The organism is Pseudomonas tumuqii (assembly GCF_013184545.1).
Taxonomy (GTDB): Bacteria; Pseudomonadota; Gammaproteobacteria; order Pseudomonadales; family Pseudomonadaceae; genus Aquipseudomonas; species Aquipseudomonas tumuqii.
Window position 1 is genome coordinate 1 of record NZ_JAAOJA010000032.1, and the last position, 15,088, is coordinate 15,088.

At 60.2% G+C, this 15,088-nt stretch carries 8 protein-coding genes, 1 tRNA gene and 2 pseudogenes; 4 read left to right on the forward strand and 7 right to left on the reverse strand.

Going from position 1 to position 15,088, the window contains the following annotated elements; all coding sequences use genetic code 11:
• Window positions 1-220: 220 nt before the first annotated feature.
• Window positions 221-4,330: a DEAD/DEAH box helicase gene (locus tag G9C89_RS24530; RefSeq protein ID WP_172153273.1), complete on the forward strand. Its 4,110-nt coding sequence runs from the start codon at window positions 221-223 to the stop codon at window positions 4,328-4,330.
• Window positions 4,331-5,184: 854 nt separating this feature from the next.
• A complete protein-coding gene (locus tag G9C89_RS24535; protein WP_172153275.1) occupies window positions 5,185-6,798 on the forward strand; it encodes an AAA family ATPase in 1,614 nt (537 codons plus the stop codon).
• A gap of 399 nt (window positions 6,799-7,197) precedes the next feature.
• On the opposite strand, the pseudogene G9C89_RS24540 reads toward G9C89_RS24535, so the two are convergent.
• The 7 genes and pseudogenes from G9C89_RS24540 to G9C89_RS24570 form a co-directional block, all read right to left on the reverse strand.
• Window positions 7,198-8,986 (reverse strand): annotated as a pseudogene (locus G9C89_RS24540) (DUF927 domain-containing protein).
• A complete protein-coding gene (locus G9C89_RS24545) occupies window positions 8,983-9,822 on the reverse strand; it encodes a toprim domain-containing protein (protein WP_178115687.1) in 840 nt (279 codons plus the stop codon). Before G9C89_RS24545 ends, G9C89_RS24540 begins: the two are co-directional and overlap by 4 nt.
• A 161-nt stretch (window positions 9,823-9,983) precedes the next feature.
• Complete coding sequence (locus G9C89_RS24550; protein ID WP_172153279.1) at window positions 9,984-10,301, reverse strand: helix-turn-helix domain-containing protein; 318 nt, start codon at window positions 10,299-10,301, stop codon at window positions 9,984-9,986.
• Window positions 10,302-10,580: a helix-turn-helix transcriptional regulator gene (locus tag G9C89_RS24555; protein ID WP_256674383.1), complete on the reverse strand. Its 279-nt coding sequence runs from the start codon at window positions 10,578-10,580 to the stop codon at window positions 10,302-10,304.
• Between the two features lie 201 nt (window positions 10,581-10,781).
• Window positions 10,782-11,408 carry a hypothetical protein gene (locus G9C89_RS24560; RefSeq protein ID WP_172153281.1) on the reverse strand — a complete coding sequence of 209 codons (627 nt, stop codon included), beginning with the start codon at window positions 11,406-11,408 and terminating at the stop codon, window positions 10,782-10,784.
• A 105-nt stretch (window positions 11,409-11,513) separates the two neighbouring features.
• Entirely contained in the window at window positions 11,514-12,743 is a 1,230-nt protein-coding gene (locus G9C89_RS24565) for a tyrosine-type recombinase/integrase (RefSeq protein WP_172153283.1), read from the reverse strand.
• A gap of 166 nt (window positions 12,744-12,909) precedes the next feature.
• Window positions 12,910-12,986 (reverse strand) — tRNA-Arg (locus G9C89_RS24570).
• Window positions 12,987-13,356: 370 nt separating this feature from the next.
• Between G9C89_RS24570 and gabD the strand changes: the two genes are divergently transcribed.
• Window positions 13,357-14,799 (forward strand): NADP-dependent succinate-semialdehyde dehydrogenase, encoded by a 1,443-nt coding sequence (gene gabD / locus G9C89_RS24575; protein ID WP_172153285.1) that lies wholly within the window; start codon window positions 13,357-13,359, stop codon window positions 14,797-14,799.
• A gap of 170 nt (window positions 14,800-14,969) precedes the next feature.
• Window positions 14,970-15,088 (forward strand): annotated as a pseudogene (locus tag G9C89_RS24580) (4-aminobutyrate--2-oxoglutarate transaminase); the annotation flags it as partial.

Genomic DNA, 15,088 nt, shown 5'->3' on the forward strand with positions numbered 1-15,088 from the left:
AGTAGTGAAACGATGCATCGCCGATGGTAGTGTGGGGTTTCCCCATGTGAGAGTAGGTCATCGTCAAGCTTATATTCCAAACCCCCCATCTGCGTAAGCAGGTGGGGGGTTTGTCTTTGCGCACGGAAAAAATAACTGCAAGCAGTCTTTAGCTGGTACTGCCTAGTGGTTTGTTAATATCTCGCGCCTGACTTTTTCTTTCTGAGGCTGGAGTTTGTCGATGTCCGCCCCTGTGACCCCTTTCGGGCTTGCTGCCCTGCCGGATGCCTACAAGGCGGTGCTCTATGTGCTGGCTCTGTCTTTCCCGGGCAAGCATAAAACCGCTTTGCTCGAGCAGCTGCGCGAGATGGGGGTACGCAGCTCTTCAACCCGGGCGATGGACGGCCCGGCGCTGAGCGAGATACTGGCGATGCTGCACCGCCTCGACTGGGTCAGTCTCGGCGGCGGCGGACAGCCCTATTGCTTGCCGCCGGAGCGGCGCAATCTGGTGCTGCAGCAACTCAATAACGACGTCAGCAAAGGCAGCTGGTTGCTTGCGCTGCGCAGCAGCATCGCACCGCCGCGCAGTGCCTGGGATATACCCAGCCAGGCGAGTCAGCGGCTGAGTCTGTGGCTGGCCATCCTGGGCGGACAGGCAGGAGACGTGCGGCAGGGACTGGCTTTGCTGCAATCGAGTTCGCTGCGCCATAGCCTGACGGGCGAGTCGCCTTGCCAGCAACTGCTGGCTGATGAGCCGGGCAAGCAGGTGTTTGCCACGCTCAAGCATGAGGTCAAAAGCCTGTTGTTGGAGGACTATCTGGGCCAGCTGAACTGGCAACTGCAACCGGCAGATGAGGCTTATCGACAGGGGCTGGCCTTGGCTGCGGACTCTTCGGTCGGCCCGGATTTGGCTTTGCAGCTGATGTTGCAGGCCCTGTGGCGTGGCGACTGGGCGCAGTATGAAGCGCTGGGAGCGGATGGTCTGGCGTTCATGCAGCGGTTCATCCTGCAGGTGTTGCGTGGCCAGTATCCGCAAGCCTTGCTGGCCATGCAGGAGTGGATGCTGGCGCTCAAGCGGCAAAGCAAGAAGCGCAAAGTCGACCTACCGCCGATACTCAATGGCTTCTATTGCCTGCTGTTGTTGGCCTGTGCCGACAAACAGCTATACCCGGCGCTCAAACAGGCGGTCGGCCTGGGTCTGAAAGAGTATTACGGCCGGGCTTACCCGGCTCTGCAGCTGCTGGTCGAACAGCAGCAGGCGAGTGTGCGGCGGCTTGATCCTGAGTTTAGCGGGCCGTTGTCGTTCAATGGTTTTGATGGCCTGCTGCTGGCCTTGGGGCTGTACTGGGCGGATGCCGAGGTGGTGCGCGAGCCGGTTTGGCATGAGCAGCTCAGTGGCTTTCGCGACAAACTTGCGGCGGCGGGCTACCACTGGCTCGGCGAGGAGCTGGATGCCCTGCTGGAGCAGCAGTTTGCCCAGCCGCGGCGCCAGCCGGACTGGCACCAGGAGGCCGGCCTGGTGCCACTGGTCAGCCTCTATCAGCGCCAGGAAGCCTGGCAGCATGCCTTGACCGCACTGTCCCTGCTCAGGCCGGGCAAGGCCGAGTCGAACCTTACGCAGATCCAGAAGTCGGCACGACTGGCCTGGTTCGTCACCTTCAGTCCTTATCAGTTGAGTGTCGAGCCACGCGAGCAGAAGCTCGGTCCCAAGGGACACTGGAGCAAAGGGCGCGCCGTGGCCCTTAAACGCCTGTTCGAGGACGGCGACAGTCTGGACTTCCTGCTGGAGCAGGATAAACAGGCGATTCGCATGATCCAGCTGGGTAGTGATTACTACTATGGCGGGGCGCGCTACGAGCTGTCTGCCGAGCATGCCTTACCCCGACTGGTCGGGCATCCGGCCTTGTTCTGGGCCGATGCGCCGGATGTGCGGATCGATCTGCTGCTTGGCCAAGTGAGTCTGCAGCTCAAGTCGCAAGGCACGCAGATTCACCTCAAACTCGAACCCAGCGGTGTGCAGGGCAATCCTGGCGTGCTGCTGCGCAAGGAGACGCCGACGCGCCTGCTGGTTTACCCGATCAGCCGTGAGTTACGCCAGATCGCCGATATAGTCGGTGACGGCCTGGATGTGCCGCAGGCCGCCAAGGCGCAACTGGTCGAGGCCATCGGTGCGATAGCGCCACTATTACCGATCCACTCGGACCTGCCCGAGTTGGCTGGTCATCTCGACAGCGTCGCCGCCGACAGCACCCTGTATGCTCACCTGTTGCCGCTGGAGGCCGGTCTGCGCTTGCAGTTGCTGGTGCGACCGCTGGCCAGCAGTAGCTGGTTCAAGCCTGGCCAGGGACTGGAAAACGTACTCGGCGAGCTGGACGGTAAAGCGCTGCAGGCCAGTCGCGACCTGCACGCAGAATCCGCCTCGTTGCAGCGGGTACTGCAGGCCTGTCCGGCACTCGCCCAGGCCGACAGCGATGGTCAGGAGTGGCAACTGGCCGAGCCGCAGGATGCCCTGCAAGTATTGAGTGAGTTGCAGACGCTGGAGGGTGATTGGCTGCAATGCGTCTGGCCGGAAGGCGAGCGCATGCGGATCAAGGCGCGGCCGGGCATGGGCCAGCTCAAGCTCGGGCTCAAGCAGCAGGGCGACTGGTTCGTGCTCAACGGCGAAGTGCAGCTGGACGATGGCCGCGTGCTGCAGCTGCGCCAGCTTCTGGAATTGCTCAAATCCAGCACCGGGCGCTTCCTCAAGCTTGGCGAGCAGGACTGGCTGGCCCTGAGTGACAGCCTGCGCAAGCGTCTGGACGAACTGGCCCATCTGGCCGATCGGGTCGGCGATGACGGTCTGCGCCTGAATTTGCTGACCACGCCGCTGTTGGCGGGGCTGGCGCAAGAGGCCGGCGAGTTCCAGGCCGATGCCGGCTGGCAAGCGCATCTGGACAAGCTCGAATCGCTCAAGCACTTCCAGCCGCAGGTGCCGAGCACCCTGCAGGCCGAACTGCGAGATTATCAGCGAGAAGGCTTCGACTGGCTGGCACGCCTGGCCCAGTGGGGCGTCGGCGCCTGCCTGGCCGATGACATGGGCTTGGGTAAAACTGTGCAGACCCTGGCGCTGCTGTTGCACCGGGCACCGGGCGGGCCGCAACTGGTGGTGGCGCCGACCTCGGTGGCGCTCAACTGGCAGGCGGAAACCGCGCGCTTCGCACCGACGCTCAGGCTGCACATCTACCAGCAGAACCGTCACCTCGATGGCCTTGGGCCGTTGGACCTGGTGATCGTCAGCTATGGCCTGTTGCAGCAGGACAACCAGGCGTTCGCCAGCCAGCACTGGACCAGTGTGGTCCTGGATGAGGCCCAGGCGATCAAGAACTCGCAGAGCAAACGCTCGCAAGCGGCGATGACGTTGCAGGCCGACTTCAAGCTGATCGCCAGTGGCACTCCGGTGGAAAACCACCTGGGCGAACTGTGGAACCTGTTCCGCTTTATCAACCCGGGTCTGCTCGGCAGCCAGGAACGTTTTGCCCAGCGCTTCTCCACCCCCATCGAGCGTGGCGAGCAGGGCGCGCGCAAGGCGTTGAAGGCCCTGATCCAGCCATTCATTTTGCGTCGGCTGAAAAGCCAGGTGCTCGACGAACTGCCGCCGCGCACTGAGATCACTTACAAGGTGCCGCTGTCCGACGAAGAGATGCACCTGTACGAGGCCCTGCGCCAGCAGGCGCTGGATACCCTGAGCACCACGGCGCCGGGCAAGTCGCTGCAGGTGCTGGCGGAAATCACCCGTCTGCGGCGCTTCTGCTGTCACCCGCGCCTGGTCATGCCGGGTTGTGGTCTGAGTGGCAGCAAGCTGGCCGCCTTTGCCGAAATCGTCGAGGAGCTGCTGGAGAACCGCCACAAGGCGCTGGTGTTCAGCCAGTTCGTCGACCACCTGAGCATCATCCGTGGCTGGCTCGACGAGCAGGGCATCGGCTATCAGTACCTCGATGGCGCCACACCGCCGAAAGAGCGCCAGGCACGCATGGCTGCCTTTCAGGCCGGTATCGGCGAGATCTTCCTGATCAGCCTGAAAGCCGGCGGCACCGGCCTCAACCTGACCGCTGCCGACTACGTGATCCACCTCGACCCCTGGTGGAACCCTGCGGTGGAGGATCAAGCCAGCGACCGAGCCCACCGCATGGGCCAACAACGGCCGGTGACGATTTATCGGTTGGTCACCGAACATACCATCGAAGAACAGATCGTCGCCCTGCACGGGCAAAAGCGCGACCTTGCCGACAGTTTGTTGGGTGGTGGCGAGGTCAGCGGCAAGCTGGATGCCGATGCGCTGTTGAGCCTGCTCAAGGGCGACCAGGTGCAGTAAAGCGACCTGCTATATGCGCCCGTAAACGCAAAGGCCCCAGGTTTTCACCTGGGGCCTTTGCGTTTATTTGGTCCAGGCGAGCCTCTAACCTGTTATGTAAAGATATGTATTTAAAGGATTCTCTGTAATTACAATTTTATTGGCATACAGCCTGGCATACACGGTGCCGGCTGCTGGCCTCTGTTTTGGTTTAATTCTGGGGAGCTTTCCCTGTGGTTCTCTGCCGCCTTTCGGTTGCTTCCATCATCTACGCTTCGCGCAGTGAGTTGGCCGAGTGGTAATGCTCAGCATGAGCTAGGCACGGAGGGATGTTCAGTCCATTGAGTAGAGGTCTGTCCCGTTTTCTTTATGGCGGGCATGGTGCGGACTGATCCGCGGCGGGTAATGTGATAGCTGCTCACATGCATGTAGGGGTGTTAACTGAGCTGTTAACCATCAGTTTGTTAACCCGTTCGTCCATTGAGTCTCCAGCGCCAGCAATCGGACTGTCGCCGAACATTCCGTGCGTACCTGGCTGCGTACCTCACCTTGCGTACCTGCTGAAAAAGCGTGCGCTGCTGAGCATCTTGGATGGTTGTTGCCTTGCATGCAGGTCGCTGGAAATCGAAATGCCGGCTCAATAACTGGACCAGCCCCCCCTGTCGCACGCTCACATTTTTGGCCACACCCTCACCGAATGCAGGTTGCCTTGTTGTCCAGCCCCAACCGCTCTACGATCAGGTTGGATCATGGTGGCGGCTGTCCATACGGATCGGACCGGATAGTCTGCTAACTGGATACAGGGGCTTCCGAATCGCAGTTCAACGAGGACTGCTTCATGAGGAAACATAGTCAACTGGTCACGGATAAATAACATGTCATTCTCATTCACAATCCCTACAGGCAAGCCGACAGGCCCTATACAGCTAACGGTTAACATTGGGCAGATGCTATTTCTTCTTGGTGCAAATGGCACGGGGAAATCGACCCTTATGCAGGCATTTTCATCGGCTAGCAGCGACAAGGCACGGCGCATCACAGCCCACCGTCAGACGTGGTTTCGATCTGGATCGCCCGAGTTCACCGGCAGACAGCGCGCAGAATATGAGACTAGTGTGTTTCATTATGATCGGCAGACGACCTCGCGCTGGATGGATGACTACTCGGAGCAGCGCGCTCAGATGGCGATCTACGATTTAGTCAACTCTGAGAACGTGCGTGCCCGCGAGATCACGCGGGCCGTCGACGCAAAAAAGGGAGACGAAGTAGACAAGCTCTCCGTCAAAGATGGTGCGTTTTCGACTTTGAACCGTCTACTGAGGCTCGCTAATCTCGACATCATTGTGTCCATCGAAGCAAACGACGAAATTGTGGCAAGCCGGAGCGGCAGCAAACCTTACAGTATCGCCAGACTTTCCGATGGGGAGCGCAATGCGATTCTTATTGCCGCCAATGTGCTCACCGTGCCAGCAGGAGCGCTTCTCCTCATTGATGAGCCGGAGCGTCACCTACACCGCTCGATTGTATCCCCGCTTCTCACGCTTCTGCTCAAGGAAAGACCAGACTGCGCCTTCATCGTGTCCACGCATGAGCCATTACTTCCAGTTGACAACCCGGACTCAAAAGTCCTGCTGACGCGCGCCTGCACATACCAGGGCGACGGGGTGGAGTCTTACGATATCGATTTGCTGGAGGGCAGCAGAGGAATTGACGACGATCTGAAACAAACAATCCTGGGCGAACGTCGGAAAATCGTGTTTGTCGAGGGAGCTGAGCACAGCCTTGATAAGCCGCTATACAGCCTCCTGTTCCCCAATGCGTCGATTGTGGCAAAGGCCAGCTGCCGAGAGGTGGAGAATGCGGTCGCGGGTATCAAAGGAGCGGATGAACTTCACTGGGTAAAGCCGTTTGGTCTGGTGGATAACGATACTTCCGAACCTGAGCGGATCGCAGACTTACAAAGCAAAGGCGTAATTGTGCTGAATGTCTATTCGGTCGAGTCCATCTACTATCACCCCGAGGTGCAAAAACTGGCTGGTGAGCAGCTTGCCGCTGTTGTAGGCGGCGATTTGACGGAAAAACTCTTGAAAGCAAATATCGATGCCATCAAGGCCATCGCTGATAGCGCAGGCCATCTCAGTGCTCGGGTTGCTGAAAAGTCAGCGCGCGCTGAAGTTTTCTCACTTTTACCCAAAAAGGGTGAGATCGCAGCGGGAGGTAAACGTACCGCTGAAATTGACTTCGGTAAGTATGCTCAAAACGAGGCAGAACGGATTGAGACATTGATCAGTACATCCGATTTTGTCGGTGTTTTGCAGAGGTATCCAATTCGAGAGTCTTCCGCTCTCGATGCCATAGCTAAAGCGCTAAACTTCACGAATCGCGCCCAGTATGAGGCAGCTGTTCGTAACTTATTGGTGCGCGATTTGGACGCGGTAAATCGTGTCCGAGCCTTGCTTGGGGCTTTCCCGAGCGATCTTATCGCATAGCCGTCACTGCGGCGGCAGAGCCTACGTTCATCCAAAACACTGCCTTTGCGGCTTGGCAACTCTGGCAGGGCGCAGAAGAACGTGTCACTGATTTCAAAAATACCGGCAACAGTGGCAACACCGGCAACAGCTCCGAAATACGCGGCTTGCAGACGTAACCGATATTTCAATTTTGTTGCCACTAATTTTCTACCGGCAACAGTGATAGCCCCGGCAATAGCAGATGCTGCCGGCAAATATTCAAAAACGGGTTTGTGTTGCCACCGTTGCCACTTTTTTACAGGGCGGCAACGGCTGTAAACCCCGCGCAGCAAGGCCGTTGCCGGTGTTGCCACCGTTGCCAGTGGCTTTAGGTTCCTGTGAGTGCTGTCGATGCCTGCGCACAGTTCTGGGGGCTGTTCATACGCCGCCGCCTTCGATGTCCATGGCTTCTGTATCGAGGACATAAAGGCGAGCTTGGCCGCCGCCGGGCAAGCGGTAGTTCTTGGTTTTCCGCTCGCTATCACGGCGCGTCAGAACACCAGCCCCTTCCAGCGCCTTGACCACCCGGCTCAGGCCATACCCGTGCGCCGCCTCTACCAGCCCCGACTTGTTGAACAGATACAGGCGCTTGGTGCCCATCAGCTCCCAGTACCCGGCGCGGTTAAATACCTTGGTATCGGGTGTCTGGTCATTCACGTCGGAGAAGCGGCTGCTGCCGTGCTTGTCGATGAAGTCCACAACACCGGCCAGGATCTGGCGATCCTCGGCATTGCCACAGCCCACCCGGCTCAGCCACTCGCCATAGAGCCGCTGGCAGTCTGCCAAGGCGCTACCCGGTGTCCATGGCAGCAAGCCGTAGCCGATGGCCATCTCACCTGCCAGGGCGATCACGGCGAAGCGGTCAGCCACCCGCCCGGCCTGTGCGTTGTCTTCAGTGAACTGGGCGCGTACCCCAGCAAAGTCTTGCAGCAGGCTGGGGCGGTCATCGTCAGCCAGCAAGCGCTCAACAAATGCCGCGCCCAGGTGCCCATGATGGCGGCTCACGGCAACGGTTAGCAGGCGGTGAAAGTCGGCACCCTCCAGGCCATTGCAATTCATCGAATGCGCGGTGGGTGCGGGTGCCTGCGTTAACGTCCACCATGCGCAATTCGGCACCAGCATGGGCGGCGTTGCCCGAAATGGCAGCGTGCTCAGACAGCGAGCGTTCACCACTGGAGAGCGCCAGCAAGCGCCAGGTCAACTTGGCGCGGGCTTCGCGCTCGCGGGTCATGGTGCCCTTGCCTTGCCCGTTGGCCAGTGCGTAGGCCATTTCCTGCACGCGCTTGGGGTCAGCCCGTTTGATTTCGTCCAGCGGCAGCAGGGTGTCATTGCGGGACGCGGCCTCGATCTCTAACCCGCCCTTGGTCATATCCCAGCTCGCAGCGAATGCGGCGGGATCACCCCACACCGACGACCCCACCAACTGCGCCAGCGACTTGCCGCTGGAGCTGTCGCCAACCAGGTGGACGCCGCCGCCGACCACGCCCACCAGGCTCAACAGCGGCCCGGCCAATGCGCAGCCGATAGCCAGGGTCAGCACCGGATTGCCTGCACACTTGGCGGCGACCTCAGCTTGCCACTGCTCCAAATCCCCACTAGCGCTGTACAGGTTTACGCCGCGGCTGAGGGACTGATAGCGCACGGTGTTACTGCCAAGAGTGCGATGCGGCAACACGAACGCGCCGGACGGATGCCAGCCGGTGCGCGACGTGGTGGCGAGTACCTGGGTGGGGCGCTGCTCCAGCAGGTACTCCATAAACTGGCCGCGACGGCGTGGGGCGATGATGGCCCCCATGCTGAACATCGACCGCCGGGCGTCCTCGCCGCTGCCGCCGAATACCTCCATGGGAATGATCCACTGCTTTGTGCCGCTGTCGGTCAGCAGGCGCAACAACCTACCTTCGCTGCCATCGTCGGTATTGGTGGTGCGTGCTGTCACGGTCACCGGGGTGGACAGCCAATCGTCAGCAATGGCGCGGACGCTTTCTTCGTTTTCGTCCTCAACAGTGCCGCGCTTGAAGCCATGCCAGTACACACCAGGGCGCAGTTTGCGGCCTATCTCATTTATCACCCAATGCTCATACACGCCCCAGCAGGGGCGTTCTGGTGTAATCCTTGGGGCGGTAGCAGTGGGCACCAGCACAGAGGTTTTATCAGCTTCACTCATTGCGCCGCCCTCCAGTTGGCCAGGTCGTTAAAGTCGGACAGATCCATCGGCTCTGCGCCCGACCAGGGTGGCATAACCACGCCAGCGCCAAGCGCTGCGGCAGCCTTGTTGGCAGCGGTGCGGCCCGGATTTCCTTCGGTTTGTCGGTCATCATCACCGGCAAAAATCAGCGCGACCTCGGGGTGCTGGCGCTTCATCCGCTGACCAACTTCCAGCAGATTGCCGGCATTCATGGCGCAGGCCACGGCTGCCCCGGTGTCGGCGTGGATCGTCGCGGCCGTCGCCCTGCCCTCGCAGATGTAAAGCGGCTGGCCGGAGGTAATGGTGCCGATCAGCGAACAGCAGCCCTTGACCATGCCTCCACTCAAGAAGCGCTTGGAGCCGTCCGGGTAGATGCGTTGCAGATTCACCAGCACGCCATCACACAACAACGGCACCAGCAGTACGTCACCCAGCTGGCGCAGGCCATATGCCCTCACACGCTTGGCGACCAGATACGGGTGCTCCGGGTCGGCGCGGCAAGCGGTGCGCCATACCCGGTTGGCATACTCGGCCGTGGCTTGCTGGCGCTGGTGCTGCTCGGCCTCACGCTGGCGACGGGCCTGCTCGATACGCAGGGCAATTTGCCGGGCTTCGTGCTGATCGGCAGGCTGGCGACTGCTCCAGGTGCGCGAGCCGCCTGCCCTCCAAGAGCCGAACATGCCGCTCGCAATGCCATCAGCGAACAGCACATACCAGCCGTTCTTGCTGCCTGGTTTATCGCCAGGAACGTGGAAGCGATGGATGATGCCGTCGGGTATAGGGAGCCAATCAAGCGGCCCGAACACGGATTGCAAGGCATCACGGTATTGGCTTACGCAATCCACTGCAGCACCTCCAAAACGAGCAACAGAGACAGATCAGCGCCGGCAGGCGCGATGGTGAACTGGGGGAGGCGGGTCAAATTTTGGCAAGCCTTCGGCGTCGGCGGGCTAGCGCCGTTTTGAATTTGCATGGGTTAAGCCTCGGCTTGGGCGGGAGCGGTGCTGGTGCTGGTGCTGGTGCTAAGGAAGTACAGCGCGATGCCGTTATGGGTGCGACCTTGATCGTCTGTCAGGGTGATCAGGTGGCGGCGAATATCATGGCCACGGTCGCGCAGCTCTTTTACGCGGGCTGCCGGCATCAAGATGTTCAACTCGCGGCGCGCCGTAATGGTGTCCACCGGCTGCAAGCGCAGACGCTCAAGCAAGCGGCTGCGTTGCGCGGTGCTGCTGGTATCATGGATATGCGTTTTCTTGTGGCTGGCCAATTGGTCGGCCTTATTTTTGTCCGTCATTTATGCGGCCTCCCCACGCATTGCGATGCGCTTGCGCACCCACTCTTGAACCTCGCCCAGCACCCAGCCAACAGGCGCACCACGCGACTTGCTGTCGCTCAGCGAGACCGGGCGGGGGAACGTCGGATCATCTTTAAGGCGCTTGTAGACGGTTGGCCTGGCCAAGCCGGTGATGGCTTCCAGGTCAGGCATACGAATGATGGTGGCGGCGGGGTCGAACTGCGCAAGGCCTGCCACGCAACTGGCCGCCTTGATGAGCTGGATGTTTTTCTTTTTCATATCTGATTCCCGTTATTGCCTTAGATGGCGGGAGACAGATTGACCACCGATGAACAGGCGGAATAGCTGGGCGGGTTGCAGAAAACCCACCCCATAGAAGGCGGTATAGAGTGGGTAGGTTAGCCGGGGTGGGGTGGGTGGCCCACCTCCTTGTCAGTCGCTCAGGGCCAGTACCGGCGAGGGCTTGAGTGGGTGGTAGGGTTACTCACTAAGCGTCTTGCTAGCCCCGCCTTCTGGCTTCCAGTTTGCTAGTTTAGCCGCCTCTTCTACGCCACTTGCGTTCGGCATACCGTCATCTTTGATTAGTCCATACGAAGCGGCGTGTTCGTTCAGCCATTTGGAAAGCGCAGCCTTGGGTGTCTTTCCGCGGAGTCTTTCGGGGTCGCTGGTTACGGCTTCCCAAGCTCGAATGGCTGCGGCCAGTTTAGGCGCATAGCAGGCATTGCTTTGGTCCAAATAGCTGATAGGAGCCACATCTCTGATGGGGAAGAAAAATCCAGATTGAAACCCTCGACCGGCCAACCATTCACGAAGAGCGTCTACCTTTACCATCGACTCCTTGAGGTCAACCGAGTCTTCAATCCACCCTAGGAAGTTTCCGTTCATATCGTATTCAGCAAGTTGAGATATTGTCCCTTCAAGTGAGCCACGCCGAAGCGCGCTCGTAATGGCTGACTTTGCTGCCTCGTATCCATATGGACGCTCATGGACTTTCAAATCTTCGCAGTAGCACGCAGGTTCCGACGATGGATCAGTTCCGACCGTCAGAAGTGCCGCCTGGATAATGTTCAAGTCCTCACACAGTCGCCAGTAGTCCAACTCTTCCATCATTCCGTCCCCGTAGGCCTTCGCAAGCTGCTATGCACTGGCTATCCGCACAGTGTGCGTGAGTCTATATCTGTCCACGGGACACATGGAAGCGCGAAAGCTGCACTATGCCTTGGCGACAAATTGCACCACGTTGCCTCTCTCCAGGTCGTCCAGGTGATCGGCATACCACTGCATCATTGTGCGGCGCTGCTCTAGGTAGGTGGCCTTGTTGTAAACGCCGGACACGCCGTCTTCAACGTGGGAAAGCTGCGCCTCTACATGATCCTTGGCGAAGCCGTTCTCACGCAGGGTCGTGGAGGCAATATGGCGGAAGCCGTGGCCGGTCTGGCGGCCGGCATAACCCATGCGTCGTAGAGCCATATTGAACGCCATATTGCTACGCGGTTTGGTGCGGTCATTGCGGCCTGGGAATAGCAGAGGGTAAGCCCCGGTCATCTTGTGCAGCTGCTCCAGGGCATCGAGTACCTGGCGAGAGAGCGGCACGGTATGCGGGCGGCGCTTCTTCATCCGCTCGGCAGGGATCAGCCACAGCCCGGCCTTGCGGTCGAACTCATCCCAACGGGCTTCGCGCAGTTCACTGGGGCGTACGCCTGTCAGCATCAGCAGGCGCAGACCAAGGCGCAGATCGTGGGCGTGAGGGTATGCACTGATAGCCCGCAGGAGGGTGGGCAGCTCCTTGGCGGTGACGTGGGCATAATTCTCGGCTGGCTTGGATTGCAGGAAGCGGCTCAGTCCTTCCAGTGGGTTATGCACGGCGCGGCCAGTGACGCGGGCCAGATCGTAAATCTCCTTACAGGATCGGCGCACCCGGCTCATCTGCTCGATGATGCCCAGCTTCTCCATGCCCTGGAGAAACTCCATCCACTCGATGGGCAGTATCCCGGCATACAAGCGCTTGCCGAACACTGGGAAGACATGCAGCTCCAGCGCACCAATGGTGCGGGTGGCGGTGCTGTCTGCCCAGCCCGGGCGGCGGATCTCGATCCACTCCCGCGCCAGTGCCTCAAAGGTGCTATTGGCGGCCTCCAGCTCGGAAGCCTTGCGGGCATGCTTGGCGGTCAGTGGGTTGATTCCATCGGCTGCATCGGCGCGCAGATCGGCAGCCTTCTGCCTGGCACCTAAGCCACTGACCTCGGGGTAGCTGCCAAGGCCAAGCCATGACCACTTACCGTCTGGCTTCTTGTAGCGCAGTTCCCAGGACTTGCCGCCGTTGGGCTTCACTCGGAAGTACAGGCCCTGGCCGTCATGTTCCCTGTAGGCCGCACATTCTGGCTCCAGGCCGGCTAGGGTCGTGTCGGCCAGTGGGCGGCGTTTTATCTCGCTGCGCTTCATGCCTGTATGCCTCCGGTTCGAATTTTCAGCCAGCATACAAGCTGGCATACACGAAGGGAAGGTATAGGGGTAAACAGGGAGATACAGCCAGATACAAGAAAGCCCGCACGGGGCGGGCTTCTTGGGGTGTTTCGTAGACTGTCAGAGACAGGTTGAAACAGCTATTTGGTGCACCAGGCGGGATTCGAACCCACGACCACTGCCTTCGGAGGGCAGTACTCTATCCAGCTGAGCTACTGGTGCAGCGCGGGCGCAATCATACGCATCTCGCGGGCGGGCGTCCATGCTGGCGGTTGGTGTGAGATTGCGCACGCAAACAGCGGATTGGTCGTGAGTGATCGGCAGAACAGCCCCTGATCGGATGGTTCGTTAATTTTTTCGAACAGACTATTGCCCTTTACCCCTCATGACCCTAGGATTCGTTTGAGATTTCAAACGTTCTTGCTGAAATCGTTCGGAACTCTGTGCGGTCCGGGTCAGTCCTGTTTAGGCCGATTGCCGAAAATTGATAGAGCGCGGCATCGCGCCTGCTAAAACATCTTTATAGGGGCGCCTGCCCGTCGTGCCAACAACCACCGTCCGACGCCTGGGTGTCGCGATGAAGGAGAATGTCATGCAATTGAAAGACACCCAGCTGTTCCGTCAACAGGCTTATATCGACGGAACCTGGCTGGACGCCGATAGCGGTCAGACTATCAAGGTCAACAACCCGGCCACCAATGAAATCATCGGCACTGTGCCGAAAATGGGCGCCGCGGAAACCCGTCGCGCCATCGAAGCGGCCGACCGCGCCTTGCCGGCCTGGCGTGCACTGACCGCCAAGGAGCGCGCGACCAAGCTGCGTCGCTGGTTCGAGCTGCTGATGGAGAACCAGGATGATCTCGGTCGCCTGATGACCCTGGAGCAGGGCAAGCCGCTGGCCGAGGCCAGGGGCGAGATTGCCTATGCCGCCTCCTTTATCGAGTGGTTCGCCGAAGAAGCCAAGCGCGTCTATGGCGACACCATTCCCGGCCATCAGGCCGACAAGCGCATCCTGGTGATCAAGCAGCCGATCGGCGTCACCGCGGCCATCACGCCGTGGAATTTCCCCGCGGCGATGATCACCCGCAAGGCAGGCCCGGCGCTGGCTGCCGGCTGCACCATGGTGATCAAGCCGGCGTCGCAAACCCCGTTCTCGGCCCTGGCTCTGGTCGAACTGGCGCACCGTGCCGGCATCCCCAAAGGCGTGCTCAGCGTGGTCACCGGCTCGGCTGCGGAGATCGGTGGCGAACTGACCAGTAATCCGATCGTGCGCAAGCTGTCGTTCACTGGCTCGACCGAGATCGGTCGCCAGTTGATGGCCGAATGCGCCAAGGACATCAAGAAGGTGTCGCTGGAGCTGGGCGGCAACGCACCCTTCATCGTGTTCGACGATGCCGACCTGGATGCCGCGGTGGAAGGCGCCCTCGCCTCCAAGTACCGCAACGCCGGGCAGACCTGCGTGTGTGCCAACCGCCTCTATGTGCAGGATGGCGTGTACGACGCCTTCGCCGCGAAGCTGATGGCTGCCGTGGCCAAGTTGAAGGTCGGCAACGGCCTGGAGGACGGCATCACCACCGGCCCGCTAATCGACGACAAGGCCGTGGCCAAGGTCCAGGAACATATCGCCGATGCGGTCGGCAAGGGCGCCAAGCTGGTCGCCGGCGGCAACAGCCTGGGCGGCAATTTCTTCGAACCGACCATCCTGCTCAACGTGCCGAACCACGCCGCGGTCGCCAAGGAAGAAACCTTCGGTCCGCTGGCGCCGCTGTTCCGTTTCAAGGACGAGGCCGAAGTGATCGCCATGTCCAACGACACCGAGTTCGGCCTGGCGTCCTACTTCTATGCCCGCGACCTCGGCCGCGTGTTCCGTGTGGCCGAGGCGCTGGAGTACGGCATCGTCGGCGTCAATACCGGGATCATCTCCACCGAGGTGGCGCCGTTCGGCGGCATGAAGGCCTCGGGCCTGGGCCGCGAGGGCTCCAAGTACGGCATCGAGGACTACCTGGAAATCAAATACCTCTGCCTGGGCATCTGATCCGGCGAAGTAATCCAGTAGAGGCGCACGAGAGTGTTGCGCCTTCTACTTTTTATATGGACATACCTGTGGCCGGGACCGCTACGGCAGTCGATCATCGAATACTGCCAAGCTGCTGCCGGTGACACATCCTTGAACCACGCCGACGTTAAACGGCGAATGAGGACCTTATGAGCAAGACCAACGAATCCCTGATGCAACGCCGCAGCGCCGCCGTCCCGCGCGGCGTCGGCCAGATCCACCCGATCTTCGCCGACAAGGCGCAGAACGCCACGGTCACCGACGTCGA

Excerpts from the sequence above, each read along its gene's own strand:
- G9C89_RS24550 (WP_172153279.1), bottom strand. The coding sequence starts at position 10,301 with ATGACGGACAAAAATAAGGCCGACCAATTGGCCAGCCACAAGAAAACG.
- G9C89_RS24565 (WP_172153283.1), bottom strand. The coding sequence starts at position 12,743 with ATGAAGCGCAGCGAGATAAAACGCCGCCCACTGGCCGACACGACCCTA.
- gabD (WP_172153285.1), top strand. The coding sequence starts at position 13,357 with ATGCAATTGAAAGACACCCAGCTGTTCCGTCAACAGGCTTATATCGAC.
- G9C89_RS24560 (WP_172153281.1), bottom strand. The coding sequence starts at position 11,408 with ATGGAAGAGTTGGACTACTGGCGACTGTGTGAGGACTTGAACATTATC.
- G9C89_RS24555 (WP_256674383.1), bottom strand. The coding sequence starts at position 10,580 with ATGAAAAAGAAAAACATCCAGCTCATCAAGGCGGCCAGTTGCGTGGCA.
- G9C89_RS24530 (WP_172153273.1), top strand. The coding sequence starts at position 221 with ATGTCCGCCCCTGTGACCCCTTTCGGGCTTGCTGCCCTGCCGGATGCC.
- G9C89_RS24535 (WP_172153275.1), top strand. The coding sequence starts at position 5,185 with ATGTCATTCTCATTCACAATCCCTACAGGCAAGCCGACAGGCCCTATA.